At 71.8% G+C, this 13,984-nt stretch carries 15 protein-coding genes, 5 tRNA genes and 1 pseudogene; 13 read left to right on the top strand and 8 right to left on the bottom strand.

Annotated elements, in window-relative coordinates:
* The first annotated feature begins 109 nt into the window (after nt 1-109).
* The 4 genes and pseudogenes from cobA to ACZ6TU_RS20580 all read left to right on the top strand — a co-directional run.
* Nucleotides 110-1,351, top strand: a complete 1,242-nt coding sequence (gene cobA, locus ACZ6TU_RS20595; RefSeq protein ID WP_467675482.1) for a uroporphyrinogen-III C-methyltransferase — start codon at nt 110-112, stop codon at nt 1,349-1,351.
* A gap of 63 nt (nt 1,352-1,414) precedes the next feature.
* A complete protein-coding gene (locus ACZ6TU_RS20590) occupies nt 1,415-2,233 on the top strand; it encodes a TrmH family RNA methyltransferase (protein WP_469550097.1) in 819 nt (272 codons plus the stop codon).
* Nucleotides 2,234-2,444: 211 nt separating this feature from the next.
* Complete coding sequence (locus ACZ6TU_RS20585; RefSeq protein WP_467675478.1) at nt 2,445-3,812, top strand: cytochrome P450; 1,368 nt, start codon at nt 2,445-2,447, stop codon at nt 3,810-3,812.
* A 12-nt stretch (nt 3,813-3,824) separates the two neighbouring features.
* Nucleotides 3,825-4,246, top strand: a pseudogene (locus ACZ6TU_RS20580) (transposase); the annotation flags it as partial.
* Here ACZ6TU_RS20580 and ACZ6TU_RS20575 read toward each other — a convergent pair.
* Nucleotides 4,187-5,671 carry a serine/threonine-protein kinase gene (locus tag ACZ6TU_RS20575; protein ID WP_469550094.1) on the bottom strand — a complete coding sequence of 495 codons (1,485 nt, stop codon included), beginning with the start codon at nt 5,669-5,671 and terminating at the stop codon, nt 4,187-4,189. The pseudogene ACZ6TU_RS20580 and the gene ACZ6TU_RS20575 overlap by 60 nt on opposite strands.
* A gap of 195 nt (nt 5,672-5,866) precedes the next feature.
* Here ACZ6TU_RS20575 and ACZ6TU_RS20570 point away from each other — a divergent pair, with 195 nt between their 5' ends.
* The 4 genes from ACZ6TU_RS20570 (at nt 5,867) to ACZ6TU_RS20555 (ending at nt 8,159) form a co-directional block, all read left to right on the top strand.
* Nucleotides 5,867-6,106 carry a hypothetical protein gene (locus ACZ6TU_RS20570; RefSeq protein ID WP_114250981.1) on the top strand — a complete coding sequence of 80 codons (240 nt, stop codon included), beginning with the start codon at nt 5,867-5,869 and terminating at the stop codon, nt 6,104-6,106.
* Nucleotides 6,107-6,340: 234 nt separating this feature from the next.
* Nucleotides 6,341-6,547, top strand: a complete 207-nt coding sequence (locus ACZ6TU_RS20565; protein ID WP_467675474.1) for a hypothetical protein — start codon at nt 6,341-6,343, stop codon at nt 6,545-6,547.
* Nucleotides 6,548-6,850: 303 nt separating this feature from the next.
* Nucleotides 6,851-7,789 (top strand): phosphotransferase family protein, encoded by a 939-nt coding sequence (locus tag ACZ6TU_RS20560; RefSeq protein ID WP_467675472.1) that lies wholly within the window; start codon nt 6,851-6,853, stop codon nt 7,787-7,789.
* A 79-nt stretch (nt 7,790-7,868) separates the two neighbouring features.
* Nucleotides 7,869-8,159: a TFIIB-type zinc ribbon-containing protein gene (locus ACZ6TU_RS20555; protein ID WP_392043117.1), complete on the top strand. Its 291-nt coding sequence runs from the start codon at nt 7,869-7,871 to the stop codon at nt 8,157-8,159.
* A gap of 78 nt (nt 8,160-8,237) precedes the next feature.
* On the opposite strand, the gene ACZ6TU_RS20550 is transcribed toward ACZ6TU_RS20555, so the two are convergent.
* The 5 genes from ACZ6TU_RS20550 to ACZ6TU_RS20530 all read right to left on the bottom strand — a co-directional run bounded on the left by ACZ6TU_RS20550 (nt 8,238) and on the right by ACZ6TU_RS20530 (nt 8,705).
* Nucleotides 8,238-8,309, bottom strand: a tRNA-Val gene (locus ACZ6TU_RS20550).
* Nucleotides 8,310-8,352: 43 nt separating this feature from the next.
* A tRNA-Val gene (locus ACZ6TU_RS20545) sits at nt 8,353-8,424 on the bottom strand.
* Nucleotides 8,425-8,449: 25 nt separating this feature from the next.
* Nucleotides 8,450-8,521: transfer RNA gene (locus ACZ6TU_RS20540), tRNA-Val, on the bottom strand.
* Between the two features lies 1 nt (nt 8,522).
* Nucleotides 8,523-8,596: transfer RNA gene (locus tag ACZ6TU_RS20535), tRNA-Cys, on the bottom strand.
* A 36-nt stretch (nt 8,597-8,632) separates the two neighbouring features.
* Nucleotides 8,633-8,705: transfer RNA gene (locus ACZ6TU_RS20530), tRNA-Gly, on the bottom strand.
* Nucleotides 8,706-8,883: 178 nt separating this feature from the next.
* Here ACZ6TU_RS20530 and ACZ6TU_RS20525 point away from each other — a divergent pair.
* Genes ACZ6TU_RS20525 through ACZ6TU_RS20515 form a run of 3 tightly spaced genes read left to right on the top strand, consistent with a single transcriptional unit; the run spans nt 8,884 to nt 11,623 of the window.
* Nucleotides 8,884-9,927, top strand: a complete 1,044-nt coding sequence (locus tag ACZ6TU_RS20525) for a chorismate-binding protein (protein WP_467675470.1) — start codon at nt 8,884-8,886, stop codon at nt 9,925-9,927.
* Nucleotides 9,924-10,745, top strand: coding sequence for an aminotransferase class IV (locus ACZ6TU_RS20520; RefSeq protein WP_469550087.1), 822 nt, complete (start codon nt 9,924-9,926; stop codon nt 10,743-10,745). The genes ACZ6TU_RS20525 and ACZ6TU_RS20520 overlap by 4 nt, the downstream gene beginning before the upstream one ends.
* A gap of 53 nt (nt 10,746-10,798) precedes the next feature.
* The gene (locus ACZ6TU_RS20515; protein WP_467675466.1) at nt 10,799-11,623 is read left to right on the top strand and encodes a GNAT family N-acetyltransferase; all 825 of its coding nucleotides are present in this window, start codon (nt 10,799-10,801) and stop codon (nt 11,621-11,623) included.
* A gap of 53 nt (nt 11,624-11,676) precedes the next feature.
* Here the strand turns inward: ACZ6TU_RS20515 and ACZ6TU_RS20510 are convergent, their stop codons facing one another.
* Nucleotides 11,677-12,213 (bottom strand): DsbA family protein, encoded by a 537-nt coding sequence (locus ACZ6TU_RS20510; RefSeq protein ID WP_467675464.1) that lies wholly within the window; start codon nt 12,211-12,213, stop codon nt 11,677-11,679.
* A 162-nt stretch (nt 12,214-12,375) separates the two neighbouring features.
* Between ACZ6TU_RS20510 and ACZ6TU_RS20505 the strand changes: the two genes are divergently transcribed.
* A complete protein-coding gene (locus ACZ6TU_RS20505; RefSeq protein WP_467675462.1) occupies nt 12,376-12,831 on the top strand; it encodes a hypothetical protein in 456 nt (151 codons plus the stop codon).
* 152 nt (nt 12,832-12,983) lie between these two features.
* The gene (locus ACZ6TU_RS20500; protein ID WP_202511221.1) at nt 12,984-13,160 is read left to right on the top strand and encodes a hypothetical protein; all 177 of its coding nucleotides are present in this window, start codon (nt 12,984-12,986) and stop codon (nt 13,158-13,160) included.
* A gap of 83 nt (nt 13,161-13,243) precedes the next feature.
* Here the strand turns inward: ACZ6TU_RS20500 and ACZ6TU_RS20495 are convergent, their stop codons facing one another.
* Nucleotides 13,244-13,804 (bottom strand): CGNR zinc finger domain-containing protein, encoded by a 561-nt coding sequence (locus ACZ6TU_RS20495; RefSeq protein ID WP_467675460.1) that lies wholly within the window; start codon nt 13,802-13,804, stop codon nt 13,244-13,246.
* Nucleotides 13,805-13,984: the final 180 nt, after the last annotated feature.

Here is a 13,984-nt window from a genome sequence, read left to right as displayed (position 1 = left end):
CCGGCGACGACGCCCAGCCACCGGACACCCGTGCCGTCCCAGACCCCCGCGCCGTAAAATCCGCACGTCAGGGCTACCGAACCACCGCCGCAACAGGAGCCGCACCCTCATGGCCGAACACCCCGCCTACCCCGTAGGCCTCCGCCTCACCGGCCGCCGCGTGGTCGTCCTCGGCGGCGGCCAGGTCGCCCAGCGCCGCCTCCCGGCCCTCATCGCGGCAGGCGCGGACATCCTCCTCGTGTCCCCCGAGGTCACTCCCTCCGTACAGGCCATGGCGGACGCCGGCGAGATCACCTGGCACCGGCGCCCCTACGAGGAAGGCGACCTCGCCGACGCCTGGTACGCCCTCATCGCCACCGGCGACACGGAAGCGAACACAAGGGCCTCCGCCGAGGCAGAACGCCACCGCGTCTGGTGCGTCCGCTCCGACGACGCCGACGAGGCGACGGCCTGGACCCCGGCCACCGGCCACAGCGAGGGCGTCACGGTCGCCGTGCTGACCACGGACGCCCGCGGCCGCGACCCCCGCCACACCGCCGCCATCCGCGACGCCGTCGTCGAGGGCCTGCGCGACGGCACGCTCGTCGCCCCGCACCACCGCACCCGTACGCCAGGAGTCGCCCTGGTCGGCGGCGGCCCCGGCGACCCGGACCTGATCACCGTGCGCGGCCGCCGTCTGCTCGCCGAGGCCGACGTGGTCATCGCGGACCGCCTCGGCCCGCGCGACCTGCTCGCCGAACTCCCGCCGCACGTCGAGGTGATCGACGCGGCGAAGATCCCCTACGGCCGCTTCATGGCCCAGGAGGCCATCAACAGCGCGCTCATCGAGCACGCCAAGCAGGGCAAGTCGGTCGTACGGCTGAAGGGCGGCGACCCGTACGTCTTCGGCCGCGGCATGGAGGAGCTCCAGGCACTCGCCGAGGCGGGCATCCCCTGCACGGTCGTCCCCGGCATCTCCAGCTCCATCTCGGTGCCGGGCGCGGCCGGTATCCCGGTCACCCACCGCGGGGTCGCCCACGAGTTCACCGTGGTCAGCGGGCACGTGGCCCCCGACGACGAGCGCTCCCTGGTCGACTGGCCGTCGCTCGCCAAGCTGACCGGCACGCTCGTGATCCTCATGGGCGTCGACAAGATCGGGAAGATCGCCGAGACGCTCATCGCCCACGGCAAGACCCCGGACACGCCCGTCGCCCTGATCCAGGAAGGCACGACGGCCGGCCAGCGCCGCGTCGACGCGACCCTGGCGACGGTCGGGGAGACCGTACGGACCGAGGACGTGAAGCCCCCGGCGGTCATCGTCGTCGGCGAGGTCGTGAGGGTCGGCCCCACGGCCACCGCACCCCGCCAGTAACCCCGGGTAACACAACTGTCCCAAGCCGTTGGCACCGCACCCAGGACAAGGCAGTATCACCCTGTGGCCGATCTCATCACCGTCGAGGATCCCGACGACCCGCGCCTGCACGACTACACCGGCCTGACCGACGTGGATCTGCGCCGCAAGCGCGAACCCGCCGAGGGCCTCTTCATCGCCGAGGGCGAGAAGGTCATCAGAAGGGCCAAGGAAGCGGGCTACGAGATGCGGTCCATGCTGCTCTCGGCCAAGTGGGTCGACGTCATGCGCGACGTCATCGACGAACTCCCCGCCCCGGTCTACGCCGTCAGCCCGGAGCTCGCCGAGCAGGTCACCGGCTACCACGTGCACCGCGGCGCGCTCGCCTCCATGCAGCGCAAACCCCTGCCCACGGCGGCCGACCTCCTCCAGACCGCCCGCCGCGTCGTGATCATGGAATCGGTGAACGACCACACCAATATCGGCGCGATCTTCCGCTCGGCCGCCGCCCTCGGCATGGACGCGGTCCTGCTCTCGCCGGACTGCGCGGACCCCCTCTACCGCCGCAGCGTGAAGGTCTCCATGGGCGCGGTCTTCTCCGTCCCGTACGCCCGCCTGGACACCTGGCCCAAGGGCCTGGAGTCGGTCCGCGAGGCGGGTTTCACCCTCCTCGCCCTCACGCCCGACGAGAAGGCCCGGCCCCTCGACGAGGCCGCCCCGCACACCATGGACCGTGTGGCCCTCATGCTCGGCGCCGAGGGAGACGGCCTGTCCACCCAGGCCCTGGTCGCCGCCGACGAGTGGGTCCGCATCCCCATGTCCCACGGTGTCGACTCCCTCAACGTGGGCGCGGCGGCGGCCGTGGCCTTCTACGCCGTGGCCACCGGCCGGCCCCAGGGCTAGGGCCTGTCTCCTCGGTCGGCGTCGGGCCCAGATGAGGATGCCGTCGGCGAGGTGGCAAGGTCGAACGCTTCCACCGCACCCTGCGGGCTCCCTCCTCCCCTCCCAACCAGCTCGTCCCACGTGGCGCAGGACACGTTCATTGACAGGATTGCGCTGGGGAAAGGTCAGGGAAGTCATAGGGGCGCCCATGATTGCCGTGAAGGGATGACCCGTGACGTCCACTGCGCCTCCCCCGATACCCCGAGCCGCAGGATCGTTTCCGTTCATCGGCCACGCTCTGAAAATGCGCGACAACCTCGGCTTCATCGACTCGCTGCGCGAGACACGGGAACCACTCGTCGAGATCGTCCTGCAACCCGGGACGCGCACCATCGTGGTCCAGGACCCGGCCCTGATCCACCAGATGCTCAAGGCCTTGGGGCCCACCCTCGACAAGGGCCGGCTCTACGACAAGCTGGGCCAGCTGCTGGGCGACAGTGTCGTCACCGCCATCGGCCGGAACCACGTACGCAAACGCCGCCAGCTGCAACCGGCGTTCGCCCACACCGAGATCAGCCGGTACGTCGACATCATGCGCGCCGAGGTGACGGCCACGGTCGCCGGCTGGGAGCCCGGGCGGACCCTCGACGTACGCGAGGCGATGGTCGGGCTCAGCCTCGACATGCTGGCCAAGACTGTGTTCGCCGGCAGCCTCGACGACGCCGTCTTCCGCCGGCTGCGCAGCGACCTGTCGGTGGTGCTGAACGACGTCGGTGTGCGCATCATGCTGCCCGACTGGGCCGAGCGCCTGCCGCTGCCCTTCAACCGCCGCTTCGACCGGGCCCAGGCCGGAGTACGCGCCACCGTCAACGCCGCCGTCGAAGAACTGCAGGCCTCCGGGCACGACACCGGGGACATGCTCTCCATGCTGTTGCGCGCCGTCGACGAGGAGACCGGCGAGCCGCTGACCGGGCACCAGATCTGCTCCGAGATCCTCACCCTGGCCGTGGCGGGCACCGAGACCACCGCGTCGGTCATGTCCTGGGCGCTGTACGAACTCGCCCGCCACCCCGGCATCGAGGCCCGGGTCCTGGCCGAGCTGGACGAAGTCCTCGGCGAACGGCCGGTCACCTTCGACCACGTGACCCGGCTGCCGTACCTGAACCGGGTGATCACCGAGACCCTACGGCTGCACCACCCCGGCTGGCTGGTCACCCGCCGCACCACCCAGGAGACCCGGCTCGGCGAGTGGACGCTGCCCGCCGGCACCGAGCTGGCCTACTGCCAGCACGCCCTGCACCGCGACCCCGAGCGCTTCCCCGACCCGCTCGCCTTCGACCCGGACCGGTGGACCGACCCCGCGCAGGAGCCTCCGCCGGGCGCGTTCCTGCCCTTCGGGGACGGCAAGCACAAGTGCATGGGGGACCGTCTCGCCCTCACCGAGATGGTCACGGCGCTCGCGACGATGCTGCGTTCGGTACGGCTGGAACTCGCCGAGGGGCAGGTCATCCGCCAGGTCGCCCGGCTCACCGTACGGCCGCGCAGCCTGCGGATGACCGTCCGCCCCCGGAACCGTCCCCGAGCCGGGGTCGGCCTCTAGCGCGTGTCTCCCGCGTGGAAGTACCGCACCAACTCGCCCTGGCGGGACCGTCCCGACGAGCTCGGCTCATTCCAGACCGCTCACAAGCGGCTGATCAAATGGGCTGCCGACGGCACCTGGGAGATGATCCCCGCCGCGGTCCTGGCGCCGGCGGACGCCGATGACGACCTCGGATCGGACGGTTTCGGTGGACTCCACGGTCGTGCGGGCCCACCAGCACGCTGCCGGAGTACTCGAAAGGGGGGGCTGCCGGGTTGAGCACCAAGGTCCACCTGGCCGCAGACGGACACGCACAGCCTCGCGCCTTCACCATCACCGCAGGCCAGGCAAGTAATGCACCCGCCTTCGAGACGGCCGTCGTTGCCCAACCGCCGCTACGGCTTGAAGTCCCGCGGGGCGCCGTCCTGCTGGACGTGCTCCTGCCGGACACCGCCCCCGTCGCCGCCGAGTCCCCGCGCCGAGCCCTGGCAGCCCTGAACCAGGGCGATGCCGACCGCCACCAGCAGCGTGACCACGACGAACACGAACAGCCGCTGCCGCAGCAACCGGGGATTGGCGGGCCGCAGCCCGGTCCCCGTGTTCCTGGACGTCGGCCGCCCGGTACCACTGTGCGGGGCGGGCCGGCTGCCGCTGCCCGACCGCGTCCCGTTGCGTCCGGTGGGCGTCGGCCGTGCTCCGGACCGCGACGGGGCGCCGCCGCGCGAGGCGCCGGAGCCGCGCACCGGCGACCTGCCACGGTTCCCGCCGCCCGTCGACCGGTTCCCGCCGCCCGTCGACCGGTTTGCGCCGCCCGTCGCCCGGGATCCGCCGCGCGCGTCGGCACCACCCTGGGAAGCCGGACCGTCCGCCGACGGGCCGCCGTCCCCGGGCCCGGAGGAGCGCCGCGGCGGGGGAGTCCCCCGGCCCCGCTGCGCCCCGGAAGCCCCCGCACCCTGCTGTCCCTGCGGACGCCGGCCGCGCTCGGAGTGGGTGTCGGCGGGCCGGTCCGTCTCGGCACCGCGCGGCGCGGGCGCCCGTACGCCGGCGAGGTCCTGCGCCTCCCGGGCCGCGATCTCCTTGAGCCGCATGGACAGTTGGAGCGTGCTGGGCCGCTCCTCGGGGTCCTTCGCCAGGCACGCCCGCACGAGCGGAGCCAACGCGTCGGGTACGCCGTGCAGCTGCGCCTCCTCGTGCACGACGCGGTACAGCATCACCTCGGAACTGCCGTGCCCGAAGGGCGAGTCGCCCATCGAGGCGTACGCGAGCGTGGCACCGAGCGAGAACACGTCCGTGGCCGGCGTGACGGCGGCCCCGCGCACCTGCTCGGGTGCGAGGAAGCCCGGCGAGCCGACCGCCGTACCGACGTGGGTGAGCGTCGAGGCGCCGGTGGCCCAGGCGATGCCGAAGTCGATGATCCGCGGCCCCTTCGGGGACAACAGGATGTTGGAGGGCTTCAGGTCCCGGTGCACGACCCCCGCCTCGTGCACGGCGACCAGGCCCTCCGACAGGGCGGCACCGACGGCCGCGACATCGGCCGCGCCGAGCGGCCCCTCGGCGGCGACCTTGTCGTGCAGGGAGGGGCCGGGTACGTACTGCGTGGCGAACCAGGGCCGGTCCGCGTCGAGGTCGGCGGCCACGAGCCGTGCCGTGCAGCCGCCGCGGATCCGTCGTGCCGCCGAGACCTCACGGGCGAACCGCGAGCGGAACTCCTGATCTTCCGCCAGGTCAGGCCGGATGACCTTGAGCGCGACCCGCTGCCCCTTCTTGTCGGAGCCCAGGTAGACCACGCCCATCCCGCCCGCGCCGAGCCGTCTGTGAAGCCTGAACGAGCCGACGACGCGCGGGTCCTCGCGCCTCAGGCGCATCATCGCCATGTTCATCCCCGCTGCCCGGTCCTGTGACGAGCCACAGCTTACGTTTCCACAGCCGCCCGCGCGCAGAGGCCGCGCCCTCTCGGGGCGACGGATTGTCAGTGGTGGGTGGGAGACTTGAAGAGTGATCAGGGGGCGCGCGGACAGGCCGTGTTCACGCGGGGAGTGATCCCAACCACCTGCCACAGAAGGGGGATTGGACCCGTGAAGGGCGATCGCGTGGAGATAGTCGTGGATGCCGGTGACACGACGCGCACGTATGAGGTGGTGGCGAGCAGGGCGGGCCGCAGGGTGGAGACCGCGGTGCGCCGAGGTGTCGTGGAAGTGAGCGAAGTCACCCGGAGCGGAACAGTCGTGCGTACGGCCCGCTTCATGGCGAACCGGGTGCTGGCCCTGGTGGAACAGCCGGTTCCGCGGGAAGAAAGCTCGGACAAAGCGGGGTGAGTCGGGCGTCCCTTCGGGGAAGACCCTGAGACCTAGGTCCTCGTCTCCAACCTGGGGAGTACATCGCAGGTGACGGCTCATCCTCGGGGAGGCCCGGCAATCGGTACGAGGGCATGACGCCCGGGGAGGGCCGGGAACCTAGATTTGAGGTCAAGCGGCGGGTGCAGCACTCGTCCCCCGAGGTCAAACACCCGCCGCTGTCCACGACAACTGAGAACGGTCAGGAGAGGGGCCATGGCCCACACGGCACCGCGGACGCTGATCCGTGAGGAGGGACGCAAGGTGTACGCCGCCGCGTTCCGCCCTCGCCGGGACCGTCGCCACCCCATGGTGGCGACGCTGATGGCCCTCCCTCTGGCGGTCCTGCTCCTCCTCGTCTTCGACGGGTGGGAGACAGTGGCCACACAGGCGTCGTCCGTGGGAGAGATGCTGGGGCGCTGAGCGGCGACCCCAGGCCCGGAAGAGCGGTCCGGGCGGGGACATCCCACCCATGAAACCCCGTGGGGACGGGGGTGCGGCGGACGGCACAAATGCCGGCGCAGCTGGGGAGCTGCGCCGGCATTGTTTTGCGCCTGGACCGGCGCCGCTCCCGCGGATGTGGTTGCTGTCTGTGGGGGCTCCTCAATTATTGGTTGCGGTTCATGCGGGTTTATGGGCCCCCGCGTCCAGCACCAACGCCGGGTGTGCTGCGAACGCCGAGCTCCGCGTACTCTCACCAACATCCCCCGCATCCCAGGGAGCCCCGTGCCCGCACCCCCTCTCCTCCCCGAGCTGACCGCCCAGGTCAGAGCCGCGGCGCACGTACGCACCTCGGCCTGCCCCTGCGGCATCACCACCACACTCGCCGACCGCCCCGACGCCACAGTCGTCCGGCACGCCGACACCGTCGCCAAGGCCCACGCCCCGGACATGACCAGGGCCGATCTGGCCCCCCGCCTCACCGTGGCCGCCGCAATCCCGGACGTACTGCTTCCCCCACTCAGTCCGACGCCAGTCGCCCTGCACGGCCGCCTCGTGACGTTCTGGCCGTACGGCACCCCCGTGGACCCGGACACCCCCGACGCCGCCCCCTGGGAAGCCGCCGCCACCCTCCTCGCCCGACTGCATCGAACCCCGCCCCCGCCCGACCCGCCCACCATGCGAGGCCCCGCCAAGGCGGCCCGCGCCATCGCCCGGCTCGGGGATGCCGACCCGCACCCCGCCGCAACCCCCGTCCTGCGCGCCTGGGACACCCTCCCCGCCTGGGCCCGGGCCGAGGCACCGATGCCGTACACCGGCACCTTGTGCCACGGCGACCTCCATCTCGGCCAGCTCGTACGCCACCCCGCCCCCGAAGGCCCCTGGCTGCTGATCGACGTGGACGACCTCGGCCTCGGCGTCCCGGCCTGGGACCTGGCCCGCCCCGCCGCCTGGTACGCCTGCGGACTGCTCCCGCCCGACGAATGGGCCCGGTTCCTCGCCGCCTACCGCGCCGAGGGCGGCCCGGCCGTCCCGGCCGACGGCGATCCCTGGCCCGCCCTGGACGTCCCCGCCCGCGCCCTCACGGTGCAGACGGCGGCCCGGGCCGTCGCCAAGGCGGTCGAGGCCGGTCGCCCCCTGGACGACGTGGAGCAGTCGGTGGTGGACGCTTGTGACCGAATGGCTACCGTCCCGGCGCAGTTGGCGCAGGAGCACACGAAGTAGGGTGCAACCGACCACAGCCGGACAGAGTCTGTCCTGGCGACACACGAAGCAGGACCGACCGGCGAGGAGTTGAACCACCATGCAGTGTCCGAAGTGCCGTGCGCCGATGCACACGTACAACCGCAACGGTGTCCAGATCGAGCAGTGCAGCGGCTGCCGCGGGATCTTTCTCGACTACGGCGAGCTGGAGTCGCTGACCCGCCTGGAGGCCCAGTGGTCCCAGTCCGCCCCGCCGCCTCCGCCCGCCCCGCAGGCCTATCCTGCCCCTCCGGCCCCCGCCTGGGGAGCCCCGCACGGTGGCCACGGACATCATGGCCACCACGGTCACCACCGGCAGAAGGGCTTCGGGCGCATGCTGTTCTCGTCCTGACACGAGGACTGCGGCACGATGATCGCGAGACGACGAAGCCCCCGGCCGATGTGTACGGCCGGGGGCTCCGGTGTGGTGTGGACGATACTGGGATTGAACCAGTGACCTCTTCCGTGTCAGGGAAGCGCTCTCCCGCTGAGCTAATCGTCCTCGGGACCATGACCACTCGATGCAGCGGATCATGGGCACTGCGTGCGCGATACTGGGATTGAACCAGTGACCTCTTCCGTGTCAGGGAAGCGCTCTCCCGCTGAGCTAATCGCGCGGGTCGGATCTTCGAGCAGATCCAGTGGACGATACTGGGATTGAACCAGTGACCTCTTCCGTGTCAGGGAAGCGCTCTCCCGCTGAGCTAATCGTCCTTGGAGGTGGAGACGGGATTTGAACCCGTGTAGACGGCTTTGCAGGCCGTTGCCTCGCCTCTCGGCCACTCCACCAGGAGCGTAGGGGGCCGGGAGCCCCCTGTTCCTTCGAGCGGACGACGAGGCTCGAACTCGCGACCTCAACCTTGGCAAGGTTGCGCTCTACCAACTGAGCTACGTCCGCTTGTCGTTTCGGTCCGCTCTCGCGGCCCGGCGACGAGTTGAACTCTAGCGGATTCCGGGGCCAGCACAAAAACGCGTTTGTGCAGCGTGCTGCGCTTCCCCTGCTCAGGGCGGTCGCAGGGCCTCACGAAGGGGCATCCCGCGGTCACCCGCGGGGCACCCGCCATAGACTCGACAGCGTGCTCGACCTCCCTCCCCTCGCCCGCTTCGGCGACCGTGTCGCCACCGGGCTCCTCGACGTCACCGACGACCCCGAAGCCCTGGAGTCCAGCGGTTTCTGGGCGGTCTGCGCCGACTTCGAGGGCCGTCTGACCTGCGCACGCTTCCGGGACGTGCGGAAGGCGGCCGTGCCCGCCCCTGTGCCCGGTGCGTGGCGGGGACCGGCGGATGGTGACTGGACGTCGTCGCTCGACCGCGCGGCGTACACGGGAGCGGTGCGGCGGATCCGCGAGCACATCGCGGCCGGCGAGGTCTACCAGGCGAACCTGTGCCGGGTGCTGTCCGCGCCCGTCGCGCCCGGCGCCGACGTGGACGCCCTCACCGCGCTGCTGGCCCGCGGCAACCCGGCACCGTATGCAGGAACGATCCGCCTGCCCGGTCACGGCGTGGAGATCGCCACCGCCTCTCCCGAGCTGTTCCTGCGGCGCGACGGACGCGTCGTCGTGTCCGGGCCGATCAAGGGCACCGGCCGTACCGAGGCGGACCTGCAGGCGAAGGACTACGCCGAGAACGTGATGATCGTGGATCTGGTCCGCAACGACATCGGGCGGGTCTGCGCCACCGGCAGTGTGACGGTGCCCGACCTGTGTGCCGTCGAGAAGCATCCGGGGCTGGTCCATCTCGTGTCGACGGTCCGGGGTGAGCTGGGGGAGGGGGCCGGCTGGGCCGAGCTGCTCGCCGCCGCCTTCCCGCCCGGCTCGGTCACCGGCGCACCCAAGTCGAGCGCCCTGCGGATCATCGACGCGCTGGAGACGGCGCCCCGGGGGCCGTACTGCGGGGGGATCGGCTGGGTCGACGCCGACCGGCGGACCGGCGAGCTGGCCGTAGGCATCCGTACCTTCTGGATCGACCGGGCCGATGGTGTGCTGCGCTTCGGCACCGGCGCCGGCATCACCTGGGGCTCCGATCCCGAGGGGGAGTGGCGGGAGACCGAGCTGAAGGCGGCCCGGCTGCTCGCGATAGCGTCGGGAGCGTATGAGGTGAGTGGAGAGGACCTGACGTGAAGATCTGGCTCGACGGCGGCTTGCAGGACAGCGAGTCCGCCCGCGTCTCCGTCTTCGACCACGGGCTGACCGTGGGCGACGGCATCTTCGAGACGGTGAAGGCCGCGAACGGCCGGCCGTTCGCGCTCACCCGGCACCTCGACCGGCTGACCCGGTCGGCGCGCGGCCTCGGCCTGCCCGACCCGGACCACGACGAGGTACGCCGCGCCTGTACCGCCGTCCTCGAGGCCGACCCCATGCCGCTCGGCCGCCTCCGCATCACCTACACCGGCGGCCACGGCCCGCTCGGCTCCGACCGCGGCGAGCACGGCCCGACCCTCGTCGTCGCCCTCGGCGAGACCACCCGCCGCCCCGACTCCACCGCCGTGATCACGGTTCCCTGGACCCGCAACGAGCGCGGCGCGCTCAGCGGCCTGAAGACCACCTCGTACGCCGAGAACGTCGTGGCCCTCGCCCGCGCCCGCGAACAGGGCGCCTCCGAGGCCCTGTTCGCCAACACGGTGGGACAGCTGTGCGAGGGCACCGGGTCCAACGTCTTCGTCGTCCTCGACGGCGAGATCCACACGCCGCCGCTCGCCTCGGGCTGCCTCGCGGGCATCACGCGCGCGCTGGCGATCGAATGGACCGGCGCCGAGGAGACCGACCTGCCGCTGGACGTCCTGGAGCGGGCCGACGAAGTCTTCCTGACGTCCACGCTGCGGGACGTCCAGGCCGTGCACCGGGTCGACGACCGTGAGCTGGCCGGCGCGCCCGGCCCGGTGACCGCCAAGGCCATGCGGATCTTCGAGGAGCGGGCCGGGGACGACCTCGACCCCTGACAGCCCCGCATAATCGGCTGCCCAGGAGCGTGGTTGCGGGTAGAACACCCCTGATGACCACGACCCTGCGGCCGACCGAGCCGCTTCAGCAGAACGCCGACGGGACGCGCTCACGCCGCTACCAGGTGTGCGTGAACAGCCGTCCCGTAGGGGCGATACACCTCGGCACGCATCCCGTGTTCGGCGACGCCGTGGCCCGGATCATGAAGCTGCGCATCGAGGAACCGGACCGCGGACGCGGCCGGGGCACGGTGGCCGCGCTCGCCGCCGAGGAGGTGGCGCGCGGCTGGGGGTGCCGCCGTATCGAGGTGACCGTGCCCGCCGAGGCCGCCGCGGCGTTCCGGCTCGCCACCGCGCTCGGATACGTCGTGCGCAACCGCGGCATGGAGAAGCCGCTCGGCGACACCCCGCCGGAGCTGCCGGAGGGCAGCCGTGCCCGGCCCATGACGGAGGCGGAGTTCGGCCCCTGGCTGGAGAAGAGCAAGGAGGACTACGCGCAGAGCTGGATCGAGCGGGGCGTTCCGGAGCCCGAGGCCCGCGCCAAGTCGGAGCGGGACAACGCCACCCTGCTGTCCGACGGCCTCGCCACCCCCGGCATGCTGATCAGCGTCGTGGAACACGAGGGGACAGCGGTGGGCGTGCTGTGGCTCGCGGTGCGCGAGAACAACGCGTTCGTCTTCGACGTCGAGACCCACGCCGCCCACCGAGGCAAGGGACACGGCCGCACCCTCATGCTGCTGGCCGAGGCCCAGACGATCGTCGAGGGCAGGCGCGCCATCGGCCTCAACGTCTTCGCCGGCAACACCCCGGCCGAACGGCTCTACGCGTCTCTCGGCTACGAGACGAAGCTGTACGCGATGTACAAGCCGCTGTTGTAGCGGCCGCCCGGTGGGACCGGGGCCAGGGGGCGGGGCAGGGCGGGGCCTTCGGGTCAGCCCTGCCGCCCCTTCTCCTGCCCGGCCAGCAGCCGGTCCGCGATCTGCTCGATCCGCTCGCGCAGCCCCTCCTGGCTCTTGCCTCCGTCGAGCCGCTCGCCGCCGATGACGTACGTCGGGGTGCCGGTCACGCCGACCGCCTTGCCTTCGGCCTGGTCGGCGTCCACGATCAGGATGTGCCGGCCGTCGATCAGGGCGGTATCGAACTCCTCGGCGTCCAGGTCCAGTTCGTGGGCCAGCTCGACCAGGAAGGGTTCTCCCTTTCGGCCCAGCTCCTCGACCCGCCCCAGGAGCGCCTCGGCGTACTCCCAGCCCCGGCCCTGCTCCCACGCCTCCTCCGCGGCCTGCGCGGCGGCGAAGGCGTGCTTGTTCTTCTCGAGGGGGAAGTGCCGCAGCCGCAGCTCCAGACGGTGGCCGTAGCGGGCGCGCAGGGCACGGAGGTCGTCCAGCGCGGTGCGGCAGTCCGGGCACTGGAGGTCGCACCAGACCTCGAGGACGGGGGCGGCTGCAGGGGCAGAGGAGGAGTCGCTCATACCGACAGTCTTCCAGGCCGTGCACCCGCACCGGCACCTGCGGAGGAGGCGACCCGGAGATGTCCCTGATGTCGGGCCGGGGCATGGCTCCCCCGGGCGCGGCGGGTGCAGGATGGAAGGGAGGAAGTGCCCTGCTCGACCGCGCCACGCCTGGAGGACCGGATGATTGCCGAGACCGTCTGTTCCGCTGTGTCCGCGGCAGGCCTGGGGATTGCGGTCATCACGGCGTACCGCAAGCGCTTCCTCGCGGCGACCCGTATCGCTGCGTACTCACTCGTGCCGATCGGCCTGGTGATGACGGGCGTCGTCGAGTGGCTCGCCGACACCGCGTTCAGCCCGATGGCCTGGGCGGGCTTCGGGGCGCTCGGAATCGCGTGGGTGCTGTTCACGACCACCCGTGTCGTGGAGCGCCGCCGCGGCGGCACCCGCAAGGAACGCAGGGCGGCCCGCGCGGCGGCCCAGCCGGAGGCGGTGGCTCCGGCGGCCTCGGCGCCCTCCCTGGCTCAAGGGTCCCGCCCGACCACCCGGTCCGCGACGGCGCCCCGGCCCACGACGGCGCCGCGGGGCGAGGACGACTTCAGCGACATCGAGGCCATCCTCAAGAAGCACGGCATATGACGGCCGCTCGCTGGCCGAATCGTCACAGTGGGTCCGAGGGTGCGCGGAAGCGATCACAACCTGAACCGGACCTCGCGGAATCGGCGCACTCCCGTACGGAACGAGGCGGCTGATCGCGTCCGGCCGGGCGACTGCGTCATCATCGCCGCGAGATGCTGGACACGACGAGACAGAGCGACCCCGCGCCGCCGCAGGACGAGCCACGTCCTCGGCAGGACGAGCCACGTGGTTGCCTCTTCGCCCTTTCCCAGCCACCGCTGATGATCTTCCTGGCGGTGATCGGGAGTCTGCTGCTCATGGCCTCGTTGCACGATCTGCTGTTGCTGTGAGCCGTACCCGCGGTACCCGGCGCCACCCGCCGGGACCGCGTCGGCATCGACGATCCGCCCGCCACTCGCCCCGGCGGTGACGGTCAGCCCGCCGCTTCCTTGCGACGCGCCCGGTACGCGGCCACATGCAGGCGGTTTCCGCAGGTGCGGCTGTCGCAGTACCGCCGAGAGCGGTTACGGGACAGATCGACGAAGGCTCTCCGGCAGTCGGGCGCCTCGCATCGCCGCAGCCGCTCCTGCTCCCCGGCGACCACGAAGAAGGCCAGTGCCATGCCGCAGTCGGCGGCCAGGTGGTCGGCGACGGAGGCACCGGGCGCGAAGTAGTGCACATGCCAGTCGTAGCCGTCGTGGTCCGTGAGCCGGGGTGTGGTGCCGGCGGCCGCGACCAGCTCGTTGATCAGGCCGGCGGCGGCCCGGGCGTCCGAGGCGGCGAAGACGGCGGCGAACCGCCCCCGGATCTTCCGCACCGCGGAGAGGTCGAACTCCGAGAGCACCCCGACATCGCTGATCTCGTGGTTTCGTACGAAGTCCGCGAGTGTCGCCACGTCCGGCAGCCCGTCCGCTGCCGTGTCGTCCTCCGGTGCGGTGTTCACCAGATCGACCACGGTGTCGAGGGCGCACCGGGTGTCGTGGGTGATCAGCACGATTCGCTCCCTGGACTGGGGGTCGGGCAGGCGCCCGCGGATGCTGGCCGATGGTAACGGCTCCACCCCCGCCGGACCGCCCTCATGCCCGCACATGGCTTCGAATACAACGCCGCCGGGCAAACCATGGTTCCCGCCCGCCGTCCGGGCGGAAGGCCCGCCGCTGCGGGCATCCGCCCG

The organism is Streptomyces sp. NPDC052064 (assembly GCF_055585925.1).
Note: the sequence above shows the minus strand (reverse complement) of the source record. Positions and strands in the feature narration are given on the sequence as shown.